The organism is Pannus brasiliensis CCIBt3594 (assembly GCF_036688125.1).
Lineage (GTDB): Bacteria > Cyanobacteriota > Cyanobacteriia > Cyanobacteriales > Microcystaceae > Pannus > Pannus brasiliensis.
The window spans coordinates 36,641-56,429 of the sequence record NZ_JBAFSM010000036.1 but is presented as its reverse complement, the minus strand read 5'-3'; the positions used below and the strand labels follow the sequence as shown (position 1 = coordinate 56,429).

The 19,789-nt window shown below is 52.5% G+C and carries 20 protein-coding genes and 1 pseudogene; 8 read left to right on the top strand and 13 right to left on the bottom strand.

The window, feature by feature from the left end:
- Positions 1-41: 41 nt before the first annotated feature.
- Positions 42-419 (top strand): annotated as a pseudogene (locus V0288_RS17205) (hypothetical protein); the annotation flags it as partial.
- 52 nt (positions 420-471) lie between these two features.
- On the opposite strand, the gene V0288_RS17200 reads toward V0288_RS17205, so the two are convergent.
- Entirely contained in the window at positions 472-1,512 is a 1,041-nt protein-coding gene (locus V0288_RS17200; protein WP_422662006.1) for a fatty acid desaturase, read from the bottom strand.
- A 273-nt stretch (positions 1,513-1,785) separates the two neighbouring features.
- On the opposite strand from V0288_RS17200, the gene V0288_RS17195 reads away from it, so the two are divergent.
- Positions 1,786-2,448, top strand: coding sequence for a class I SAM-dependent methyltransferase (locus V0288_RS17195; protein WP_332866371.1), 663 nt, complete (start codon positions 1,786-1,788; stop codon positions 2,446-2,448).
- 108 nt (positions 2,449-2,556) lie between these two features.
- Here the strand turns inward: V0288_RS17195 and crcB (V0288_RS17190) are convergent, their stop codons facing one another.
- The 4 genes from crcB (V0288_RS17190) to V0288_RS17175 are packed head-to-tail and all read right to left on the bottom strand — an operon-like array spanning position 2,557 to position 5,447.
- The gene (gene crcB / locus V0288_RS17190) at positions 2,557-2,964 is read right to left on the bottom strand and encodes a fluoride efflux transporter CrcB (RefSeq protein ID WP_332866370.1); all 408 of its coding nucleotides are present in this window, start codon (positions 2,962-2,964) and stop codon (positions 2,557-2,559) included.
- Positions 2,965-2,979: 15 nt separating this feature from the next.
- Positions 2,980-3,369, bottom strand: coding sequence for a fluoride efflux transporter CrcB (gene crcB, locus V0288_RS17185; RefSeq protein WP_332866369.1), 390 nt, complete (start codon positions 3,367-3,369; stop codon positions 2,980-2,982).
- Positions 3,369-4,298, bottom strand: coding sequence for an MBL fold metallo-hydrolase (locus tag V0288_RS17180; RefSeq protein ID WP_332866368.1), 930 nt, complete (start codon positions 4,296-4,298; stop codon positions 3,369-3,371). Before V0288_RS17180 ends, crcB (V0288_RS17185) begins: the two co-directional genes overlap by 1 nt.
- A gap of 27 nt (positions 4,299-4,325) precedes the next feature.
- Complete coding sequence (locus V0288_RS17175) at positions 4,326-5,447, bottom strand: metallophosphoesterase family protein (protein WP_332866367.1); 1,122 nt, start codon at positions 5,445-5,447, stop codon at positions 4,326-4,328.
- A 62-nt stretch (positions 5,448-5,509) separates the two neighbouring features.
- Between V0288_RS17175 and trmB the strand changes: the two genes are divergently transcribed.
- The 3 genes from trmB to V0288_RS17160 all read left to right on the top strand — a co-directional run bounded on the left by trmB (position 5,510) and on the right by V0288_RS17160 (position 6,886).
- Positions 5,510-6,157: a tRNA (guanosine(46)-N7)-methyltransferase TrmB gene (gene trmB, locus V0288_RS17170; protein WP_332866366.1), complete on the top strand. Its 648-nt coding sequence runs from the start codon at positions 5,510-5,512 to the stop codon at positions 6,155-6,157.
- 94 nt (positions 6,158-6,251) lie between these two features.
- Positions 6,252-6,410: a DUF6887 family protein gene (locus tag V0288_RS17165; protein WP_332866365.1), complete on the top strand. Its 159-nt coding sequence runs from the start codon at positions 6,252-6,254 to the stop codon at positions 6,408-6,410.
- A 197-nt stretch (positions 6,411-6,607) separates the two neighbouring features.
- On the top strand, positions 6,608-6,886 hold the full coding sequence (locus V0288_RS17160; protein ID WP_332866364.1) for a Rieske (2Fe-2S) protein: 279 nt from the start codon (positions 6,608-6,610) through the stop codon (positions 6,884-6,886).
- Between the two features lie 89 nt (positions 6,887-6,975).
- On the opposite strand, the gene frr is transcribed toward V0288_RS17160, so the two are convergent.
- From frr to V0288_RS17140, 4 genes are all read right to left on the bottom strand, one after another.
- Positions 6,976-7,497 carry a ribosome recycling factor gene (frr, locus tag V0288_RS17155; RefSeq protein ID WP_479687456.1) on the bottom strand — a complete coding sequence of 174 codons (522 nt, stop codon included), beginning with the start codon at positions 7,495-7,497 and terminating at the stop codon, positions 6,976-6,978.
- Between the two features lie 13 nt (positions 7,498-7,510).
- Positions 7,511-8,233 (bottom strand): UMP kinase, encoded by a 723-nt coding sequence (gene pyrH / locus V0288_RS17150; RefSeq protein WP_332866362.1) that lies wholly within the window; start codon positions 8,231-8,233, stop codon positions 7,511-7,513.
- 260 nt (positions 8,234-8,493) lie between these two features.
- Complete coding sequence (locus V0288_RS17145) at positions 8,494-9,453, bottom strand: FTR1 family iron permease (RefSeq protein ID WP_332866361.1); 960 nt, start codon at positions 9,451-9,453, stop codon at positions 8,494-8,496.
- A gap of 52 nt (positions 9,454-9,505) precedes the next feature.
- A complete protein-coding gene (locus V0288_RS17140) occupies positions 9,506-9,940 on the bottom strand; it encodes a ferritin-like domain-containing protein (RefSeq protein ID WP_332866360.1) in 435 nt (144 codons plus the stop codon).
- Between the two features lie 131 nt (positions 9,941-10,071).
- Between V0288_RS17140 and V0288_RS17135 the strand changes: the two genes are divergently transcribed.
- Positions 10,072-10,833 (top strand): Coq4 family protein, encoded by a 762-nt coding sequence (locus tag V0288_RS17135; protein ID WP_332866359.1) that lies wholly within the window; start codon positions 10,072-10,074, stop codon positions 10,831-10,833.
- A gap of 15 nt (positions 10,834-10,848) precedes the next feature.
- Here V0288_RS17135 and V0288_RS17130 read toward each other — a convergent pair whose 3' ends face one another.
- The 4 genes from V0288_RS17130 to V0288_RS17115 form a co-directional block, all read right to left on the bottom strand.
- Complete coding sequence (locus tag V0288_RS17130) at positions 10,849-11,397, bottom strand: hypothetical protein (RefSeq protein ID WP_332866358.1); 549 nt, start codon at positions 11,395-11,397, stop codon at positions 10,849-10,851.
- Positions 11,398-11,566: 169 nt separating this feature from the next.
- On the bottom strand, positions 11,567-12,781 hold the full coding sequence (locus V0288_RS17125; RefSeq protein ID WP_332866357.1) for a type II secretion system F family protein: 1,215 nt from the start codon (positions 12,779-12,781) through the stop codon (positions 11,567-11,569).
- Between the two features lie 92 nt (positions 12,782-12,873).
- Positions 12,874-13,986: a type IV pilus twitching motility protein PilT gene (locus V0288_RS17120; protein ID WP_332866356.1), complete on the bottom strand. Its 1,113-nt coding sequence runs from the start codon at positions 13,984-13,986 to the stop codon at positions 12,874-12,876.
- A 245-nt stretch (positions 13,987-14,231) separates the two neighbouring features.
- Positions 14,232-16,247, bottom strand: a complete 2,016-nt coding sequence (locus V0288_RS17115; protein WP_332866355.1) for a GspE/PulE family protein — start codon at positions 16,245-16,247, stop codon at positions 14,232-14,234.
- 303 nt (positions 16,248-16,550) lie between these two features.
- Here V0288_RS17115 and grpE point away from each other — a divergent pair, with 303 nt between their 5' ends.
- Both grpE and dnaK read left to right on the top strand, forming a co-directional pair.
- Positions 16,551-17,315, top strand: a complete 765-nt coding sequence (grpE, locus tag V0288_RS17110) for a nucleotide exchange factor GrpE (protein ID WP_422662005.1) — start codon at positions 16,551-16,553, stop codon at positions 17,313-17,315.
- Between the two features lie 376 nt (positions 17,316-17,691).
- On the top strand, positions 17,692-19,770 hold the full coding sequence (dnaK, locus tag V0288_RS17105; protein ID WP_332866353.1) for a molecular chaperone DnaK: 2,079 nt from the start codon (positions 17,692-17,694) through the stop codon (positions 19,768-19,770).
- Positions 19,771-19,789 lie beyond the last annotated feature (19 nt).

Sequence of the window (19,789 nt, the reverse complement as noted above, 5' to 3'; positions counted from 1 at the left end):
CAATTTAGCTATCCGCAGTATTATACCTCATCTTTACGAGAAAGGCTGTATTAACCCTACCGCGCGAGAATTCCCTCCGTCAAAGGGTGACTGAATTATTAGTGAGTTGGCGCGTTTCGGTCGAGATTCAAAATCTTTTAGAAGACGAAGATCGGGAGGTATTTATGGCGTTATCCGAAGTTTATCTAGAATGGAAAGAGGCGACGAAACGAGAGGCTCGCGAAGAAGGTCGTCAGGAAGAGAGAGAGGAAAGACGATCGATGATCGAGAATTTACTGCGAGTTCGGTTCGGGGAATTGGACGAGTCTTTCAACCGGGCGATCGAGGGTTTGTTAGAACTCCCGGCGATCGAGTCGAGTCGTCTTTTACTAGAGGCAAGTCGCGAGGAATTATTGGCGCGGTTCGATCGAGCCGAATAAAAATCCCCTTCGTCGAGGTCGAGAAGGGGAAAGTTCGGAAATTGTTCAGAAATTACTGTCGGACTTCTTTAAAGGTTTTGTAGGCGGTATCGGGATCGAAAATGTGGCATCGATCGACGATCCGTTTCATCATGCTCCAAGAAAAGCGAGTTTCGCGAAGATGGGAACCCCAATTTTCCTGTAAACTGGCGTGAACTTTGCGGAGATTGTACGAGGGGATCGCCGTCGAGATATGGTGGGGAATATGAACGTTAATATCGTGACAGAGAATTTCTACCCAGCGGGGATAGGTACAGTGAACGGTTCCTTCTAATTGTGCTTTGCCTTCATTCCATTGTTCGGGATAGGCGAATTGAATATCGGGATCGGTGTGATGCACGAGGGTGAAGGTACTCATCCAAAAATGATAGACGAGCCAGGGCATCAGCCAGAAGTTAACCAATCCCCAGATACCGGTGAAATAAATTAGGGTCGGGAAAAAGAAGACCGAGAAAACGACGACCACGAGCATCGAGAAACGGGCTTTTTCTTTTTCGTTGGGTTTGAATTGATCGAGGTTGAAGTGGAGGATCGCCCAGTGGAAAATCGAACCGATCCACCACAAACGTCCGCGGATGGCTTGGTAGAAAATACGGACGACGGCGTTCGATTTTTGATAGGCTTCTAGTTCCCAGGGGTCCCACGCGTTATCGACCGTGACCATGTTGGTTTTGGCGTGATGGCGATCGTGCAGGAAGCGCCAGCAGTGGAAGGGATAGATCAGCGGTAACAGTAGGGTATGACCGACGAGATCGTTAACCCAGCGCCGGTTGGCAAAGGAACGATGACCGCAATCGTGGGCGATAACGAAGAAACCGGTTAGTGCGGTTCCGGTGAAAATCCAAGCGAGAGGGAGGAGATACCAGGGAGAAAAGGCGATCGAGGCGTAACCGGCGATCACCGCGAGAACGTTCCAGAAAACGGTAAACCACGCTCTGGCGCGGTCTTTTTGGAAATATTCTTTGGGAATGGTTTTGATAATATCTCTTAATGTAAAGTTCGGTTCGATCGAGGGGATCAACTGTTCGTTAAACTTGTCTGTCGTGGCCGTCATGAAATCTCCGGTGAAAAGGGAAGGAAGGGTATCGACAGGAACGGGTGGGAAACGCTCGACAAGTTCTCGATCGATTTCCGGCTTTACCATTAACCGCTCACTTTGTCAATACAAAATTCGTCTCTATCGATATAGAAACGCCGCGAGATCGAGAAACCTCGCGAATATGGCTTAATAATCCTTTACTTTTATACCACGCGGGGGATTTTCTGTGTTTATTAAATTTTCGGGGGTTCGCGGTAGAGTGGGAGAGTGTCTAGCGGAACTGGTGTTATGGCGACTCAAACCCTCGGACTCCCCCCGGAATTTTTAGAATACTATCGATCGATCGCCTGTCGCGAGTCGTCTATCCTGGCCGAATTGCGTCGGGAAACGGGCGCGAATCCGATGGCGATGATGCAGATCGCGCCGGAACAGGGTCAATTTATGGCGTTTCTGGTAAAACTGATCGGGGCGAAAAAAACGCTGGAAGTGGGCGTTTTTACGGGATATAGTTCGCTCGCGGTGGCTTTGGCTTTACCGGAGGACGGACGGGTAATCGCTTGCGACGTGAGCGAGGAATACACCACTATCGCGCGTCGGTATTGGGAAAAAGCGGGAGTTAGCGGGAAAATCGATCTTCGCGTCGCGCCGGCTGTAGAAACGTTGGATAATTTACTCGCGACCGGTCACGGGGAAACGTTCGATTTCGCCTTTATCGATGCCGATAAAAGTAATTACGATCGCTATTACGAACAATCTCTAGAGTTGGTTCGATCGGGCGGGGTGATAGCGATCGATAATGTGTTTTGGGGGGGGAAAGTCGCGGACGCGGGGACGACCGATAACCGGACGAAAATTATCCGTTCCCTCAACGAGAAAATTCACGCGGATAAACGGGTGGATATTAGTGTGGTTCCGATCGGCGACGGGTTGACTTTGGCGAGGAAATTATAAGGCGCGAACCTTAGAGGGCGCAAGCCTTGCGCCCCTACAATATCGTGATTATTTAAGCGAGTTAAATATTATTACCGAACCGAGAAAAGTGGGTATAGATAGGAGAATTCACGATTTCGGGAAGCCAGATCTGGCTAGAAAAACGCCGATCGAGATAGCGATCGTCCCGGCGATCGAGCTACCGATCCAATACAGTAAAAATGGGATAGTATTTCCAGTTTCTAATAATCTTGTCGCGTCTAATCCGTAGGTAGAAAATGTGGTGTACGCGCCGCAGAAGCCCGTGGTGGTCATCAGTCGGAGTTCGGGGGAGATGAGGCGGATATTCTCGATCGAGAGGGTTAAAATATAGGCGATTATCAAACATCCGGACACGTTCACGAATAAGGTTCCATAGAACCCGAAACCTTTTCCGAAAATGGTTGTAAAAAATTCGGTGATATAGAAACGGCTTAAGGCTCCGAAAATTGCCCCGATCGATACAGCTAACGAATAACGATCTTTCAAAATATCCATCGTATACCCTTTATTTTAAGTTACAAAAAATCGAGCGATAATTACACCAGTAATGACCGCTATTAAACCGAAAATAACACTTCCAGCCCAATAAAACACGGTCGGCATAATTTTTTGACTACGCCATAAAATTATGGTATCGAAACCGTAAGTCGAAAAGGTGGTGTAGGAACCTAAAAATCCGATTCTAATTAGTAAATCTAGTTCCGCGGGATAGCCGGTAATTCCCCGCGAGAGGGTGAAAAAGAAACCCACGGCTAAACATCCGGTCAAATTAATAATAAAAGTTCCGTAGGGAAATTTAAAGCCGAATTTCGCTTGCGTCCATTGGGTGAAGTGGAATCGGGATAGGGCGCCCGCGACCGCGCCGATGGCGATCGCGACAATCTCGGTGATTTCTGACATTATTTCGCGAGCGTTATCTGTTGGTAGGCCGTCTGTAAATTCAAGGGGTACATGGCTTGAAATTTATAGTTTTTATACGCGGCTGGAATTTCCGACGAGGTTTTTACGGCCATTTCCTCGCTCAGTCCTTTTTCTTTCCAACCGAGCGCCAGACGGGTTAAATCATTGAAATAGGTTTGTAGCGATTTTAATCCGTTCACATCCGTTACCGCTCCGTGTCCGGGGACGATTTTCGCCGTGTTATAGGTGGCGATTAAACGGTTTAAAGTTTCCTGCCATTGTTGGATATTTCCGTCGGAAACGTAGGGAATCCGTTGATTAAAAAGAATATCGCCACTGAATAACACGTTCGCGTCCGGTACGCTGGCGATCACGTCGGTTCCTCCCGAATGGCCTTCTACCGATTCGACGATCACTTTTCGATCGCCCAACCAGATGGTACTCTGTCCGTTGACGATCAGATCGGGAGGATTCGGATTCGGGTCGTTGTCCTTATTTTTCTCGATCATGAACTCGCGAATCGGGCCGCGGCCGATAATCGGGATGGTTCCGTCGGCGATCGCTTTATTGCCTCCCGTATGATCGAAATGATAGTGAGTGTTGAGAACGTAAAGAACGGGCTTATCGGTGATTTTTTTCACCGTCTGAAGTAGTAATTTTCCTAATTCCTCGCTCTGAAAGGGATCGATGACTAAAACCCCGTCTTTGCCGATGACGATTCCCGCGTTACAGATGGCGATTCTTTTCATGTCTTTCGCGGGGAAATCGGTACTCGCGATCAGGGTGTAAACCCCGGAACCGACTTGCTGTAGGGTTAATCCGGCACTTTCTAAAGTTAGCGCTTGACTCGTCGCGCTATACTGCCAGCCGAAGAGGCCGAGCGCGACGATCGAGAGAGTACAGAAAAAGGTGATGAGAAAACGTTTCATGAGGTTAATCGAGATCGTTGCTGAAAATCATCCTACACGGGTTCTCTCGACGATCGAGCCGGATTTAAGATTTAAAACGGTTTGATTGTCGATAAGACGGGGATTTCCGCGGGAATCGATCGCGCTGAAGGTTTGGAAGTAACGACGGGCGATCGGCGGAAAATCGACAAAATCGAAGATCGCGTCCCCTCCCGCGACATCGGCCCAAAAATTCCGCAATTTCGGGGCTAATTCCTCGGCGATCTCGATCGGTAGGTTGAGAGGAGGGGTAGTAAGCAGACGCATCATGAAGGGATAGGAGCGATCGCCTAACCATTTCCGGGACATTTCCGCTAAATTCTCCCATTCTGGCAGACTTTTTAGGTGAAAAGATTCAATATGTAGCTCTCCCGTGTTCCCGCGGTACTCGATCACCCGGTAAGGATGGGGATAACTCACCAGTGAACCGGTAGTGATCTCGTGAATTCCGCGCGAATGGGCGATATCCTGGATGTGTAAATGTCCCGTTATCAGGAGATTCACGCCGTTTTCTTGTAAAAGAGTCAATAAATCGGGTGCGTTATCTAGCATATAGCGTCGTCCTAACTCGTGGCTGGACTGTCCTGGTAAATGCTCGATAATGTTGTGGTGGATCATCACCAGCACGAGATCGTCGCGCAGATCGGGGAGAATGGTTTTCAGCCAGAGCAGTTGTTCCCCGTCCAGGTGCCCGATCTGTTTACCGTTTTCGTCGAATTGGTTGGAATTTAAACCGATTAATTTGACTTTCGGGAAAATTTCTTGAATGTAATAGAGTTTTTCGGGATTATCGTAACCAAAGTTTTGATAATAAACGGGGAAATCGTCTAAACCGATATGATTTTCCGTCGCGTGTAAACGGACGACATCGTGATTACCGGGGACGACGTAGACGGGAAAGGGGAGACGAGCGAGGGTATCGGCTAACCAGCGATGGTTTTCCGGTTCCCCGTCCTGGGTGAGATCGCCGGGGATCAGCAAGAAATCGAGCTTTAAAGCCTGTAAACGCTCTAAAACGATTTCCAAAGCCCTCATGCTAACTTCCACCATGTGGAAGCGATTGGGATTGGTTTGGATGGTGCGCGGGAGAGCGATATGGGGATCGCTCAAAATGGCGAAACGAAAATTCATCGCGCTTTGTCTCGGTAAATCGGTACACTGGATCGATCGAGAATCGACAGGAGACAGTATCTTTGGCTAGAGTACGCGTCCGTCAACACGTCAATCCCCTCAGTTATAAATACCGCACCCCGATCGCTATCCCCGATTGGAACCAAGTTTACCAAGATCTCACGCTCCCGATCCACCTCGATATCGGTTGCGCGCGGGGGAGATTTTTAACCAGAATGGCCGGATTGTACCCGGAAATCAACTTTCTGGGGAGCGAGATCCGCGAGGCATTGGTAATCGAGGCGAACGAGGAAAAAGATCGGTTAGGTTATACCAATCTTTATTTTCTTTTCTGTAATATTAATGTGAGCTTGGAAGATTTACTCGAGTCACTTCCCGAGGGAAAATTGAAACAAGTCTCCATTCAATTTCCCGATCCTTGGTTCAAGCATCGCCACAGTAAGCGCCGAGTGGTACAACCGGAATTAGTCAACAGTCTAGCGAGGTATTTAGCTCCCGACGGGATTGTTTTTTTACAGTCGGACGTGGAAGCGATCGCGCGGGAAATGACCGATCGATTCGCCGAGAATCCGCATTTTATCCGACAACACGAGAGCCAATGGTTAGCGGAAAATATTTTTCCCGTCCCCACCGAACGCGAGATCGCGACCTATAACAAGGGGGAAAACGTGTATCGATCGCTGTTCGGATTAAAAAATCCTCGGGAATAAAGTTACTTTCTTTCTCGTTCACCTAAAGATTGATTTTATCGAAAAAAAAAGAAACTTTTGAGTTCGAGACTTTAACGAACTGGAGTACAAAAGTATGAATGATATTAATTACGCGGCCATGAGCGATCGAGAGTTAAAAGATTACTTCCTCGCGCGTCGGGACGATAATCTAGCCTTCCAAGCTTATATGGATAGACGACATTCTCGTTCTCAGAAGACAGCGATCGATCCCGACGATCCCGCGTGGGAATAAAAGATAATCGTGGCGATCCGGGAATAGTTAAACCCTCAATGATTTAAAAATAGAGGTGGGCTGTTACACCCACCCAAAAGCGCGTAAATTTCCACGGGTTTCGCGGAAATCGTCACGCCTAGTTCGTAGGACGACCTGGCAAACGCGGCGAAACCTTTAACGGCTTTTTCGTAAAAAGGACTATTGGCGTATTTTTTATGAGTGAGATCGATCGCGAACAGACCGTAGAAATCGGGGGAGTGTTGGGGATCAAGATGGAAGGACACTCGATTTTACCGCACCGAAACGGGTTAAAAGTGACCGCTTTTCGGAACGCGTGTAATCATCTGGGAATGGCGATCGATGACGGCGAAATCACCGATAATATCCTCACCTGTCCCCACCATCATTTTGAATACCGTCTCGACACGGGGGAATATTTAACGGTTCCCGATCCGCCGTTACAATCCTATTCGATCGAGGCGCGCGATGGTTGAGTATACGGATCGATCGACTGACAAAACTCTCGACCGTGAAAAAAAACAGGCCAGGCGGCCTGTTCTCTCAAAAACTCGATCGGGCTTCTCTAAACGGTCATAATATCTTTCTCTTTCGCCGCTAACAGTTCCTCGATCTTGGCGATAAATTTATCGGTGGTTTTCTGGATCTGATCCTGGAGATCGCGGGCCTCGTCCTCGGAAATGTCGTGATTTTTTTCCTGTTTCTTGGCCGCGTCCATCGCGTCCCGGCGGATATTGCGGATCGCCACCTTACCCTCTTCGGCCAGTTTCGCGGCCAGTTTCACCAGTTCCTTCCGTCGATCGCTCGTCAACGGCGGAATATTCAAGCGGATCACCTGTCCGTCGTTACTGGGGGTTAACCCGATATCCGAGAGGGAGATCGCCTTCTCGATCGCTCCCATACTGGTGCGATCGTAGGGTTGAATGGAAATCGTCGTCGAATCGGGAGTGCTGATCGTCGCGAGGGACTTTAACGGGGTTTCCGTCCCGTAATACTCGACCACGATCCGATCGAGTAGTGACGCGTTCGCCCGACCGGTGCGAATCGTATTAAAAGACCTCTGGGTAGATTCGATGGTCTTCTGCATATGGTCTTGAACTTCAGCTAACTTCACAGGAACCTCCTACCAACGTTCCAACTGGTTCACCTTGTACGGCGCGAACGATATTGCCCGGCACCGAGAGATCGAAAACAACGATCGGAATATTATTCTCCTTGCACAGAGCGATCGCCGTCCCGTCCATCACCCGGAGATCGTGAGCGAGAACGTGACCGTAGGTAAGACTCTGAAAACGCCGCGCGTTCGGATTGCTCGTCGGATCGGAATCGTATACCCCGTCCACTTTCGTCGCTTTAAACACCACCTCCGCGTCGATTTCCGCCGCCCGGAGTGCCGCGGTCGTGTCGGTCGTGAAAAAAGGGTTTCCCGATCCCGCCCCGAAAACGATCACCCGTCCCTTTTCCAAGTGACGGATCGCGCGCCGTCGGATATAGGGTTCGGCTACTTCTTGCATGGCGATCGCCGTTAACACCCGTGTCGGCACGTTCGCGCGTTCTAACGCGTCCTGCAAGGTCATGGCGTTCATCACGGTAGCTATCATACCAATATAATCGGCGGTCGCCCTGTCCATTCCGGCAGAAGCGGCCTTCACCCCCCGAAAAATATTGCCACCCCCCACGACGATAGCCAATTGAATCCCCGACGCGACGACCTCGGAGATCTCTTGGGCGATCGAGGTAACTACCATCGGGTCGATCCCGTAGCCGAGATTTCCCATCAGGGCCTCGCCGCTCAATTTTAGTAATACCCGCCTGTAAGCCATGCCGTTACTACCACTCGTGAAAATATCTATTTAGATGGTTTTTGCCTCCCCATAACATAGCAGGTTTTGGCGATCGGCTATCAGCGATCCGCTCTCCCTCACACCGGCGAAGATTTCGCGGGCGAGACGGGTCGATCGAACTTCCCGCGAAAATTCAGACATCTTTTGTTGCGACAGGAGTCAGGAGCCAGGAGTCAGGAGTCAGGAGGAGAAAGGAGAAGTAAAGAAGCTTTTAAGAATATAAATACGAGATTCCATCGCTAAATATTCTTAAAATTTTCAGTTTTGTTCTCAATTCTATTTTCAACGCTCACTTTTACCGGAGGTCGATCGAACCCACTTCGCAGATAGATTCCGCCGATAATTCCTAAAAAAGCGATATAAACGATAATTTGCCCTAAAAATAACCGTTCCCGATAGCCGAATAACGCCTTGAGTAGAATCCCCGGAAAGGTTCGCTCGCTCAAGATTCCCGAGCCGTCCCATACCAACGGCCCCAACAAACAGGACGCGGGAGCGGTCAAACAGAAACGCGCGTAAAACGGATCGATCGAACTCAATAAACCGATCGCCGCGTCCAGATGTTTACAAACCCCGAGCGCCAGTCCCCCGACAATTAACAGCAGGAAAATCCCCATAATTTGAAAGAAAAGCCGGATATTTATCTTGATCCCGCCCGCGAATAGCAGAACTCCCAACAGCGTCGCCACGATTAACCCGGCGCTCGCCCCGATCGCCTGAACGCCCCACTGTCCCTGAAAGCGCGCGAGGATAAAGAGAACCGTCTCGAAACCCTCCCGCAAAACGGCGATAAACACCAACAGGAAAACCGCCTTCCCCGCACCATTATCGTCCGTTAACGCCGATTTCACCTCGTTTTCTACCGACGATTTCAGCGATTTCGCCTGTCGCGTCATCCAGATCAGCATCCAACTCAGCATGACGACGGCGATCGCCCCGAACAGGGCCGCGAGAAATTCTTTAATCATCGGGACGTAAGGACTCGGCGACGCGTCCACCCCGAGTAAGATCCCGCGCAATAAAAAACCGACGAGGAAACTGGCGACAATTCCCGCGCCGATACCGCGATACACCCATCCGTTTAAACGCGATCGCCCCGCTTTTTCCAGGCACGCGAGGACGATGCCCACCACTAAAGCGGCCTCGAAACCCTCCCGGAGCGTGATCGCGAAAGTCGGTAAAGCTAGACTGAGATCCATGACTGTCGATCGAACCTACAGCCTAGATCGTAGCAGGAGATAACGACCGGTTTCAGGCGAAATCTCTCAGCATTTTCCGGATCTCGATCGTGTGTAGTTCCTCGGTGCCGATCATGCCGCGCACGAACTCCTCCAGGTAAACGCTGGCGTTTTCCACCGTATCGAGGAGCGTTTTATAGAGATCGAGCGCTTTCTTCTCGTGATTCAGGCTCTCGGTCAGGATGGCTTTAAGATCGTGTTCGTAGGTTTCCTCGATCGGCGCGATTTTCAGGCTGGGATGGCCTTCCAGTCCGGTGAGGATCTGGCCGACCTGTTGCGCGTGAGTGAGCGATTCCGTGGCCTGGGCCTGGAAAAACTGCACGATCGGGATACGGTGCGGCCCGGTGATCATCAGGGAATAATGGGTGTAACGGACGACTCCCGCGAGTTCAAATTCCATGATCTCGTTGAGGAGGTCGATGGTTTTATCTCGATCGAGTTCTCTCATGGCATTCTCAATAATTGTTGTCTAATTGCAATTGTAGCGAACCCCCCGCGGATAGTCGCGAGAAATTCCGCCCGATCGAGGGGGATAGCGATAGGATGATGTTCAGAAAAAACCTTTCCAGGTACATCTTTATGGGTTTCCGATATATCGATAAAGTCGTCACGCCCGAAAACCTGCAAAAATTTCTCGAATTGGTCGATAAGGCGGCGGGAGCGGGAAGCGATGTTAATAACGTTTTCGATCTCAGCGATAAACTCAAGGGGACTCGCCCGATGAGCGTGTGCGTCAAGGCGATCGAGCGAGATCCCGCGTCGCGGGCGATGTTAGAGGAACGTTACGTCGGCCCCCCCTACGATCTCGACACGATGCTAAAAATGCCGAAGGGTTCCCTCGGTTGGACTTACGCTAGAGTCATGAGCGCGCTGGGCTACGATCCCCAGTTCTATCGGACTCCCCCCGGTTTCGAGAACCCGGAGGATTACATCATCTTCCGCGTCTATAAAACCCACGATCTTCACCATATTCTGACCGGGTTTAGCTTGGATAATTTCGGGGAATTGGGCGTTATTTCGGTTTTCGGCGGGCAGATCGGCTTTCCCGCCTTCGTTTTCGTCGATCTCCTCTCGATGTTGATGGCTTTCTTTGCCAGTGACGGGCTTTACGTGGAAGCGGAAGACCCGATCGAACAGGCCAGAACCCTGGGCTATCGTTTCCGCTTGATTAGCGACGGGATCGAGATGGGAATGAAGGCGAAACCTTTATTCCCCGTGAAATGGGAAGAGATGTTCGAGCGTCCCCTCGACGAACTGCGAGCGGAATTCAATATCGAACCCGCTACCGAGGGTATTTATAGCTGGTACGGCGATCCGAAGTTACGGGAAGCGATCGCGTGATCTTTTCGGGCGGATTCACTCTCGATCGACCAATTCTAGGGCTTCGTCCGCGAAACTCACCGTCGAGGAGCGGACGACCATCGGTAAACAGGCTCCCGCTAACCCTCTTTTAATCCGATCGGGAGTCCTGTCCAAAACCACGAACAGCGGGTGAACCTCTTCGGCTCCCTCGCTAAACATATGCTGTTCCCGCGGCGGCATCAACCATTCGTATTCTTGATCGAGATAAAGCTGACATTCCCGCCAACGTTTCAGTAAATCCGAGAAATCTTCGTTAGGACGGTGAATAAAGATTAGAATTTCCGAACCGAGCTTGATTTTCCACTCCGGATCGCACATCACGATCGCCAGATCGCAGGGTAAGCGCACCGTTTCCCGCGCGGGAGTCGCCTCGGGGCGCCGGATTCTCACCAGGGGTAGCGGGATCGTGATCAGGCTGTGTTCGGGACGGCGCATACTGGGAATCAGTTCGAGATAGGGTCGGTATTGCCGGAGCAGTTCGATCGCTCCCTCCCGACAGCTATACTCCGCCAGTAAGGTTTCGTAAGAGAAAGATTCACTCATCTGGATTATCGATCGTTACGCGATAGGGAGCGGGGAATAGGGAGACGGGGAAACGGGGGGATAGGGAGTGGGGAGTGGGAAATTAATCTAGAGAAGATATAGTTTCGGAAAAAAAATGGAGAGTTTCGAGAAATTTACTCCTCTACTCCCTACTCCTGACCCCTCCAATCTATCCGAGCGCCTCGAAAATTTTGAACATCGGTAGGTACATCGACAGGAGGATCGTTCCCACCAACCCGGCGATCCCGACCATCATGATCGGTTCGATGATACTGGTGAGCGCTTTAACCGCCTGTTCCACCTCATCCTCGTAGAAATCCGCCACTTTCATCATCATGGCATCTAATTCTCCCGTTTCCTCGCCGATGCTGATCATCTGGATCGCGAGCGGGGGGAAAACATTGGCGTTTTGGAGGGCGAGACTCATCATCCCCCCCTGTTGGATCTCCGATTTCGCTCCCGCGATGGCGTTGGCGATCACCTGATTCCCCACCGTGTTACAGACGATATCGAGCGAGTTCAGGATCGGTACGCCCGATCGGGTTAACGTCCCGAATACCCGACAGAAACGCGCTACCGCCGATTTTTCGTTTAATTCACCGAATAAAGGCATTTTTAAGAAAAAAGCATCGATCTGTAACCGTCCCGTCGGGGTTTTATAGTAATTCTTCAGTAAGAAAACGGTCCCCGCGATAGTGACGATCGGGATCAGGATCAACCAGCTTCGCATCACGCTACTGAGAAAGAGCATGAATTTGGTCAACGCGGGTAGTTCCACTTTTAAATCGGTAAAAATTTTCGCGAAAACGGGGATCAGAAAGATCGTCATCCCGAAAAACACGACGATCGCTAGAATTCCCACCGCTACCGGGTAGGTCATCGCCGATTTAATCTGGTTTTTCAAACGGGCCATATCTTCGAGCAGTTTCGATAGACGGTTCAGCACCTCGTCGAGTACCCCCCCCGTCTCGCCGGCCTCGATCATACTGACGTAGAGATCGTCGAAACAATCCGGGTGTTTGGACATCGCGTCCGAGAGGGTACTTCCCTGTTGAACCTCCGCGCTGATCGCCTGTAGGGCTTTTTTCAACTTGGGATTACCGCACTGATCGCCGAGAACGCCCAAACACCGGACGATCGCCACCCCCGCGTTAATCATCACCGAGAACTGACGGGAAAACACCGCCTTGTCCTTGATGGTGATATTGGAGAACATCGATTCCAAGAAGGAGAGATCGATCGATCCCCCCGCTTGTTTGATCTGACCGACGCTAGGATATTTCGCTTTCAGCAGGGTACGGGCCTGTTCGGGAGACATGGCCTCGACTTTTTCCTGCAAGATCTTTCCCGAATTGTTTTTAACTTGAGCGACAAACGTGGGCATGGCTACACCTAGGATAGTGACTAGTCAACGTGAATCAGAACAGGATGGATGGGTGGATACGAATCGGGTCGATGGGGAACGACCCTCGCTCTCTAGACCTTGGTCTTCGCTTTCATCGACGCGGCCCCCGCCCCGGACACGAGACGTTGTAGTTCATCGGGTCTCGCGCTCTTGGAAATGGCCTCTTCAAAAGAAACCACCCCGCTCACGACTAAATTCGCCAATCCCTGTTCCATCGTCTGCATTCCTAGCTTCATCCCGGTCTGGATCGCCGAGTAAATTTGCGGGGCTTTGCCCTCCCGGATCAGGTTGGCGATCGCCGGGGTGATGACCATAATTTCCTGAACCATCGCCCGACCGAACTCTCCCGGTTTGGGGTTTTTCTTCTTGACAAGGTTCTGACTGAACACCGCGATCAGGGAGTTGGATAGCATCGCCCGGATCTGGGCCTGTTGGTTGGCCGGGAACACGTCGATGATCCGATCGACCGTACCCGCCGCCGAGTTCGTGTGCAGGGTTCCGAAAACCAAGTGACCGGTTTCCGCCGCCGAGATCGCCAGCGAGATCGTTTCCAAGTCCCGCATCTCGCCGACGAGGACGATATCGGGATCTTCCCGGAGGGCGGCTTTCAGCGCGTTGGCGAAACTCTTGGTATCCTCGCCCTTCTGACGTTGGTGAAAAAGACTTTTAATATTGGGGAAAACGTACTCGATCGGGTCTTCTACCGTGAGGATATGTTCGGAACGGGTACGGTTGATCAGGTCGAGAATCGCCGCTAGGGTGGTGGTTTTTCCCGAACCGGTCTGACCCGTGACTAGAATCAATCCCCTCGGTCGCTCCGCCATCTCCCGCACGATATTCGGCAGGTTTAACTGATCGAAGTTGGGAATTTTCGAGGATAGGGCGCGCAAACAGGCGGCGAAAGATCCCCTTTCTTTATAGACATTCACCCGGAACCGCGCTAACCCTTTAATCCCGTAGGAACAATCTAATTCCCAGTTTTGTTCTAGCTCTTTTCTCTGGGTATTATTGAGCATACTGAAAATTAACTTCTGACAGTCTTGGGGCGAGAGAATTTCCTCGTTAATCGGGCCGAGTTTGCCGCTAATCCGGAAATACACCGGCGCGCCCGCCTGAATGTGCATATCCGAACCGCCCATCTCGACCAATTGCTCCATGAGATCTTCGATCATCAAATCCGCCATCGTTAGGTTTCCTCCAGATAGTTTGACTAGGTTGTTCGATCGGTAACGGGGAGTTGGGAGCGCGGGGGTGGGGTGTCGGGGGTAGGGTTTAGGGAGCGCGGAGGTGGGGGGAGCGGGGAGTCGGGGGTAGAGAGTCAATCGCTCGAAACTCTCGATTTTTTCCCGGAACTATATCCTCTCTATATTTCCCGCTCCCATCTCCTGATCTCCCGACACCCGACATCCCGTCTCCCCATCTCCACGCTCTACTCGCTGAATCTCGGGGTCATACAGTAGGGACAATCGAGCCAGTCGGGTTGTAGTTCGGCCCGACAGGTGCGACAGGTTAAACCGCTCTTGCGCTTGGCTTTCAGTTCCGCCTCCAATCCGGAATCGGTGAACGTGACCCGTTCGACTTCTTCTAGGGTGGTGTAGCCTTCCCGAACGAGATTCAAGCTGTAGGCGAGTAGGGTGACCATTCCTTCCTCGACCGCGGCCTCCTTGATGCGATCGGTGGTCGCTCCCTGGTTGATCAGACTTTGCAGTTGTTCGCTATTCTGCATGACCTCGTAGACACCGACCCGACCTTTGTAGCCACTGCCCCCGCACTTGGTACAGAGATTTCCCCGCTCTTTCCCCTGTTGGATCTCTTCCGGGGTGAGGGTGTTGGCCTTGTAGAAGGTCACTTCTTCCTCGTTGGAGGCCGAGAGACCGAAACGGGCGAGTTCTTCCGAGGACGGGTGATAGGGGGCGCGACATTCAGTACAGACCCGACGCATGAGACGCTGGGCCAACACACCGAGTAAAGAACCGGAGATCATGAACGGTTCGATCCCCATCTCGTCGAGACGCGCGATCGCCCCGGCCGCGTCGTTGGTGTGTAGGGTCGTCAAAACCAAGTGACCGGTCAGCGCGGCCTCGATCGCCGTCTTCGCCGTTTCCTTATCTCGCGTTTCCCCGACGAGGATCACGTCCGGATCTTGGCGCATGAACGCCCGGAGGATCGAGGCGAAATCCATCCCTTTCTCCCGGATCACCTGTACCTGGGTGATGCCCGGCAGGGAATACTCGATCGGGTCTTCGGCGGTGCTGATGTTCACGCCGGGATGATTGCGTTCGGCGAGTACCGAGTACAAACTGGTCGATTTCCCGCTTCCCGTCGGCCCCGTCACGAGAAACAGACCGAAAGGCCGGCTGGCGAGTTCTCGAACGATATTGAGCGTTTTCTGATCGGTGATTAATTTATCGAGGCCGAGTTGGGTCGCGGAGTTATCCAGGATACGCAAACACACTTTCTCGCCGTAGCGACTAGGAAGCGTGTTCACCCGGAAGTCCACTTTCCTGCCCTGAAACATCCGTCGGATCTTGCCATCTTGCGGGAGACGACGTTCGGCGATGTCGAGATCGGCCATGATCTTGAAACGGGCGACCACCGCGGGGGTGATTTTTTTCGGCAGGGGATCGAAAGCTTGGTGGAGTACGCCGTCTTTGCGAAAACGGATTTTCAGGTATTCTTCCTGGGGTTCGACGTGAATATCCGAGGTACCTTCCTGGAGAGCCTTGGCGAGAATTTTATTGACCAGGTTGATCACCGGGGCCTGGTTCGCGTCGCCGCTTCCGAGATCGTCGGCGTTATCCTCGATGACCTCGCCGATCGCCCCGTCGAGATTCCCGACAATATCGGTGAGATCGGAGAGTTTTTGGATTTCTTTCTCTTTCTGGATTCTCTCCTTCTCCTGTTCCAGTTCCGAGCGGGCGGACAGGAATTTTTCCAGCAGTCTCTCGTAATCCTCGCCGGTGATCACCAGCCGTTGTAAGCCCAGTTCCCGGGGGCGGAGAATGCGATTGATATCGTCGATCGCCTCCAGGTTATCGGGATCGACCATCGCCATGAGAATCGAGGTCGGTTCCCCCTCGATCCGTCGCAGGGGAATCAGGCGATAGCGGCGACAGAGATCGATCGGGATCAGGGAATCGATCAGGCGGGCGACCTCGACATGATCCACGTCCGCCAGTTCTGGATCGATCGACTCGACCCCGTAGAGAATTTTTAACTCGAAAAGTTGATTTTTTTTATACTGACGCTGTAATTCGGGGGGGAGGGGACGACCCGTTAATTGCTGGAGCACTTCAACGAGCGACCGTCCCGACTTTCGCGTCTCCACGAGCGCCTGTTGCATCTGATCGGCGGCGATATACCCCGACTGTACCAATTTATTGCCGAACGGAGAAAAATAGTTGCGTAGGGCGACCGCGCGAGTTTTCTTGGAAGAATACGTCATAGACCACTCATAACCTCTCCACTTACCCTTGAGTATTCCCGGTACCGACGAAAAAATTCGCGGCGACCCGGAAAATTTTTCCGCTCTCGCGGGGTCGGCCGGCCGTCCCGACTACCGCGACGGTTTCCGGATAGTTTTCCGCTCTTGAAATGTTACAGTAGTTTGTGAAGTGACTTTCTCGATCGAGTTCCTATAAGAGTGAATTTCTGAAGTGAGAACCCGATTTCCCCTATCCCGAACTGGCTGACGACCGGCGAAAAGCTAGTAAGATCACTTAGATTTCCCAATTTCCCCAACGTAATGATGAGTGAAGAACACAATCCCCTAGAAATATCGGAACATCCCGTCGAGTCCCCGGGAGAATCGGACAACCTTACCCCGGAAGGAACCGCCGCGGGCGAACCCCTAGAGTCGCCCGATGGAGAAGGTCAACTAACCGGAGACGATCGCTCGATCGGGACGGAAACGAAGGATTCCCCCGAAGAACAGGCGGTAGAAACCCTCTTCCCCGACCCGGCCCTCGTCGCCTTACAACAGCGGGTCGAGACTCTCGAACAACAATTAGAAGAGCGGGACGCGCGGGTCGAGAACTTCAAAAAAGACTACACCCGTCTAGCGGCGGATTTCGATAACTTCCGGAAAAGAACGAGTAAAGAAAAAGAAGAGCTAGAAACGAAAATTAAAGGAAAAACCCTCCTGGAAATTCTCGCCGTGGTCGATAATTTCGAGCGGGCGAGAACCGGGATCAAACCGGCGAACGAGGGAGAGATGAACATCCACAAGAGCTACCAGGGGGTGTACAAAACACTCGTGGATAGCCTCAAACGTTTGGGGGTCTCGCCGATGCGCCCCGAGGGACAACCGTTCGACCCGACCTATCACGAGGCGATGATGCGGGAATACACGGACGAGTATCCCGAGGGAACCGTCACCGAACAGTTAGTGCGCGGCTACGTTCTCGACGATCGGGTCCTGCGTCACGCGCTGGTGAAAGTGGCCGCCCCCCCGGATACCGATCCGAACGCGGATTCATCGGAAAGAGCGGCGGAAACGACCGCCGATCGCTAATCCATCCGCTGGAAAAGCCGCCCGGGACGGGATCTCCTTTCCCCGAAGCGCCCGGCGGCCCCCGATCGATCCTCGCCGGGAAACATAAAGATTTTCCCGGGCCCGGGGATTCGATGATCGATAGCCCGGAAAAGTTGGGCATCTTAAAATTGTTCGCGAGACCGACGCTCGTCGCTAACCCCGGCGAGAGGTCGATCGAACTCGAACGCGTGAAGCCGCGGGTTTTCTCGGCGATTTCTGCTAGGATCGGAAAATAAGGTAGGGGGATTTCCCCGTCGATAACCTCGTGTCGAGCGAGCGAAAACCGAACTCTCGTATCTCTTTCACCTCACCGACGATCGTCTCGTGTATACCATCGTTATTTAGTTAGAGCGTCATGGGAAAAGTTATCGGGATCGACTTAGGGACGACCAATAGTTGTGTCGCTGTACTCGAAGGAGGTCAGCCGATCATCGTTCCCAACTCCGAGGGAGGGCGAACGACTCCGAGCATCGTGGGTTTTAGTAAAGCCCAGAGATTAGTGGGACAACTGGCGAAACGTCAGGCCGTCACCAACGCCGAAAACACGGTATACAGCATCAAACGTTTCATCGGGCGACGCTGGGGAGATACGGAGAGGGAACGGACGAGGGTGGCCTACCAGTGTGTCCGCGGACGCGACGACACCGTGAACATCAAGATTCGCGACCGGGATCTCACCTCCCAGGAAATCTCGGCGATGATCCTGCAAAAACTCAAGGCCGATGCCGAGGCCTACCTGGGAGAACCGATTACCGACGCGGTAATCACCGTTCCCGCCTATTTCACCGACGCGCAACGACAGGCGACCAAGGACGCGGGGACGATCGCCGGACTGGAGGTGTTACGGATCATCAACGAACCTACCGCCGCCGCGCTCGCCTACGGGTTGGACAAACAGCAAGACGATCGCTACATCCTCGTTTTCGATCTCGGCGGCGGAACCTTTGACGTTTCCATTCTCCAGTTGGGAAGTGGCGTGTTCGAGGTGAAAGCCACGGCGGGAAATAACCATCTCGGGGGGGATGATTTCGATAACGTTATCGTCCGCTGGTTGATCGAGAACTTTAAAACCCAGGAAAATATCGATCTGACCACCGATAAAATGGCCATCCAGCGGCTGAGGGAAGCGGCGGAAAAAGCCAAGATCGAACTGTCGAGTATGCTGACGACCTCGATCAACCTGCCCTTCATCACCGCCGACGAAAGCGGGCCGAAGCACCTGGAAGTAGAACTCACCCGCTCGAAATTCGAGGAATTAACCCGAGAACTGGTCGAACTGACCCTCGAACCCGTACAACAGGCCCTACAAGATAGCGAGCTGAAGGCCGAAGAGATCGATCGGGTGCTTCTCGTCGGCGGTTCGACCCGGATTCCCGCCGTCCAACAAACGATCTCCCGCTTCTTCTCGGCCGGACAGATCGATCGCTCGATCAACCCCGACGAGGCCGTGGCCCTCGGGGCGGCGATCCAGGGCGGCGTTCTGGGGGGAGAGGTGGAAAACGTGCTGTTACTGGACGTTATCCCCCTCTCTCTGGGAATCGAAACCCTCGGCGAGGTGTTTACCAAGATCATCGATCGCAACACGACAATTCCCACCAGTCGTTCCCAGGTCTTCTCCACCGCCGCCGACGGTCAAACCTCCGTCGAGATCCACATCCTCCAGGGAGAGCGCGCGATGGCCAAAGATAACAAGACCCTCGGCAAATTTCTCCTGACGGGAATCCCGCCGGCCCCGAGGGGCGTTCCCCAGATCGAGGTTCTTTTCGAGATCGATGTCAACGGGATCTTGAAAGTGATGGCCCAAGATCAGGGTACGGGCAAAGAACAGAGTATCCTGATCAGTCACACGGGGGGACTGAAATCGAACGAGATCGAGCGGATGCGCGAGGAGGCCGAGAAATACGCCGAATTCGATCGGGGTCGATTACAGATGATCGAGATCCGCAATCAATCCGATAGTCTGTTCTACAGCTACGAGGTGACGCTCAAAGAGAACGCCGAGATCGTGACCCCCGATCTCCGACAACTGGCCGATCAGAAAAGACAACAACTGGAGGTTTCCCTCCGCAATCCCGCCCTCTCCGTCGAGAAATTGAAGACCGCCCTCGAAGAATTCCGGGAGGTGGTTCTGGAAATCGGCACCCGCGTCTACACCGGCGGGCAGGCCGAGCGGTCATCGAACGCGCCGTTCGAGTCGCTCGACGGCTCGTTCCGCCCCCGTCCTAGCCGCGCCCCCCGCGAGCGTCCCGTCGCGTCCGAGATGTCCCTATCCCCGGACGAAAACAACGGAATGCCCATCGATCCCTCGTTAACCGATCCGAACCTGAAAACCGTGAATAGTCAGGACGCTCGTTTAACCGAACCGATCGGGAATTACGAAGATCCCTACGATGCCGAAGAAACGATCGCCAGTGATTACGAGGCGGTAGACTAAAACCAATCCCTTCCCTAGA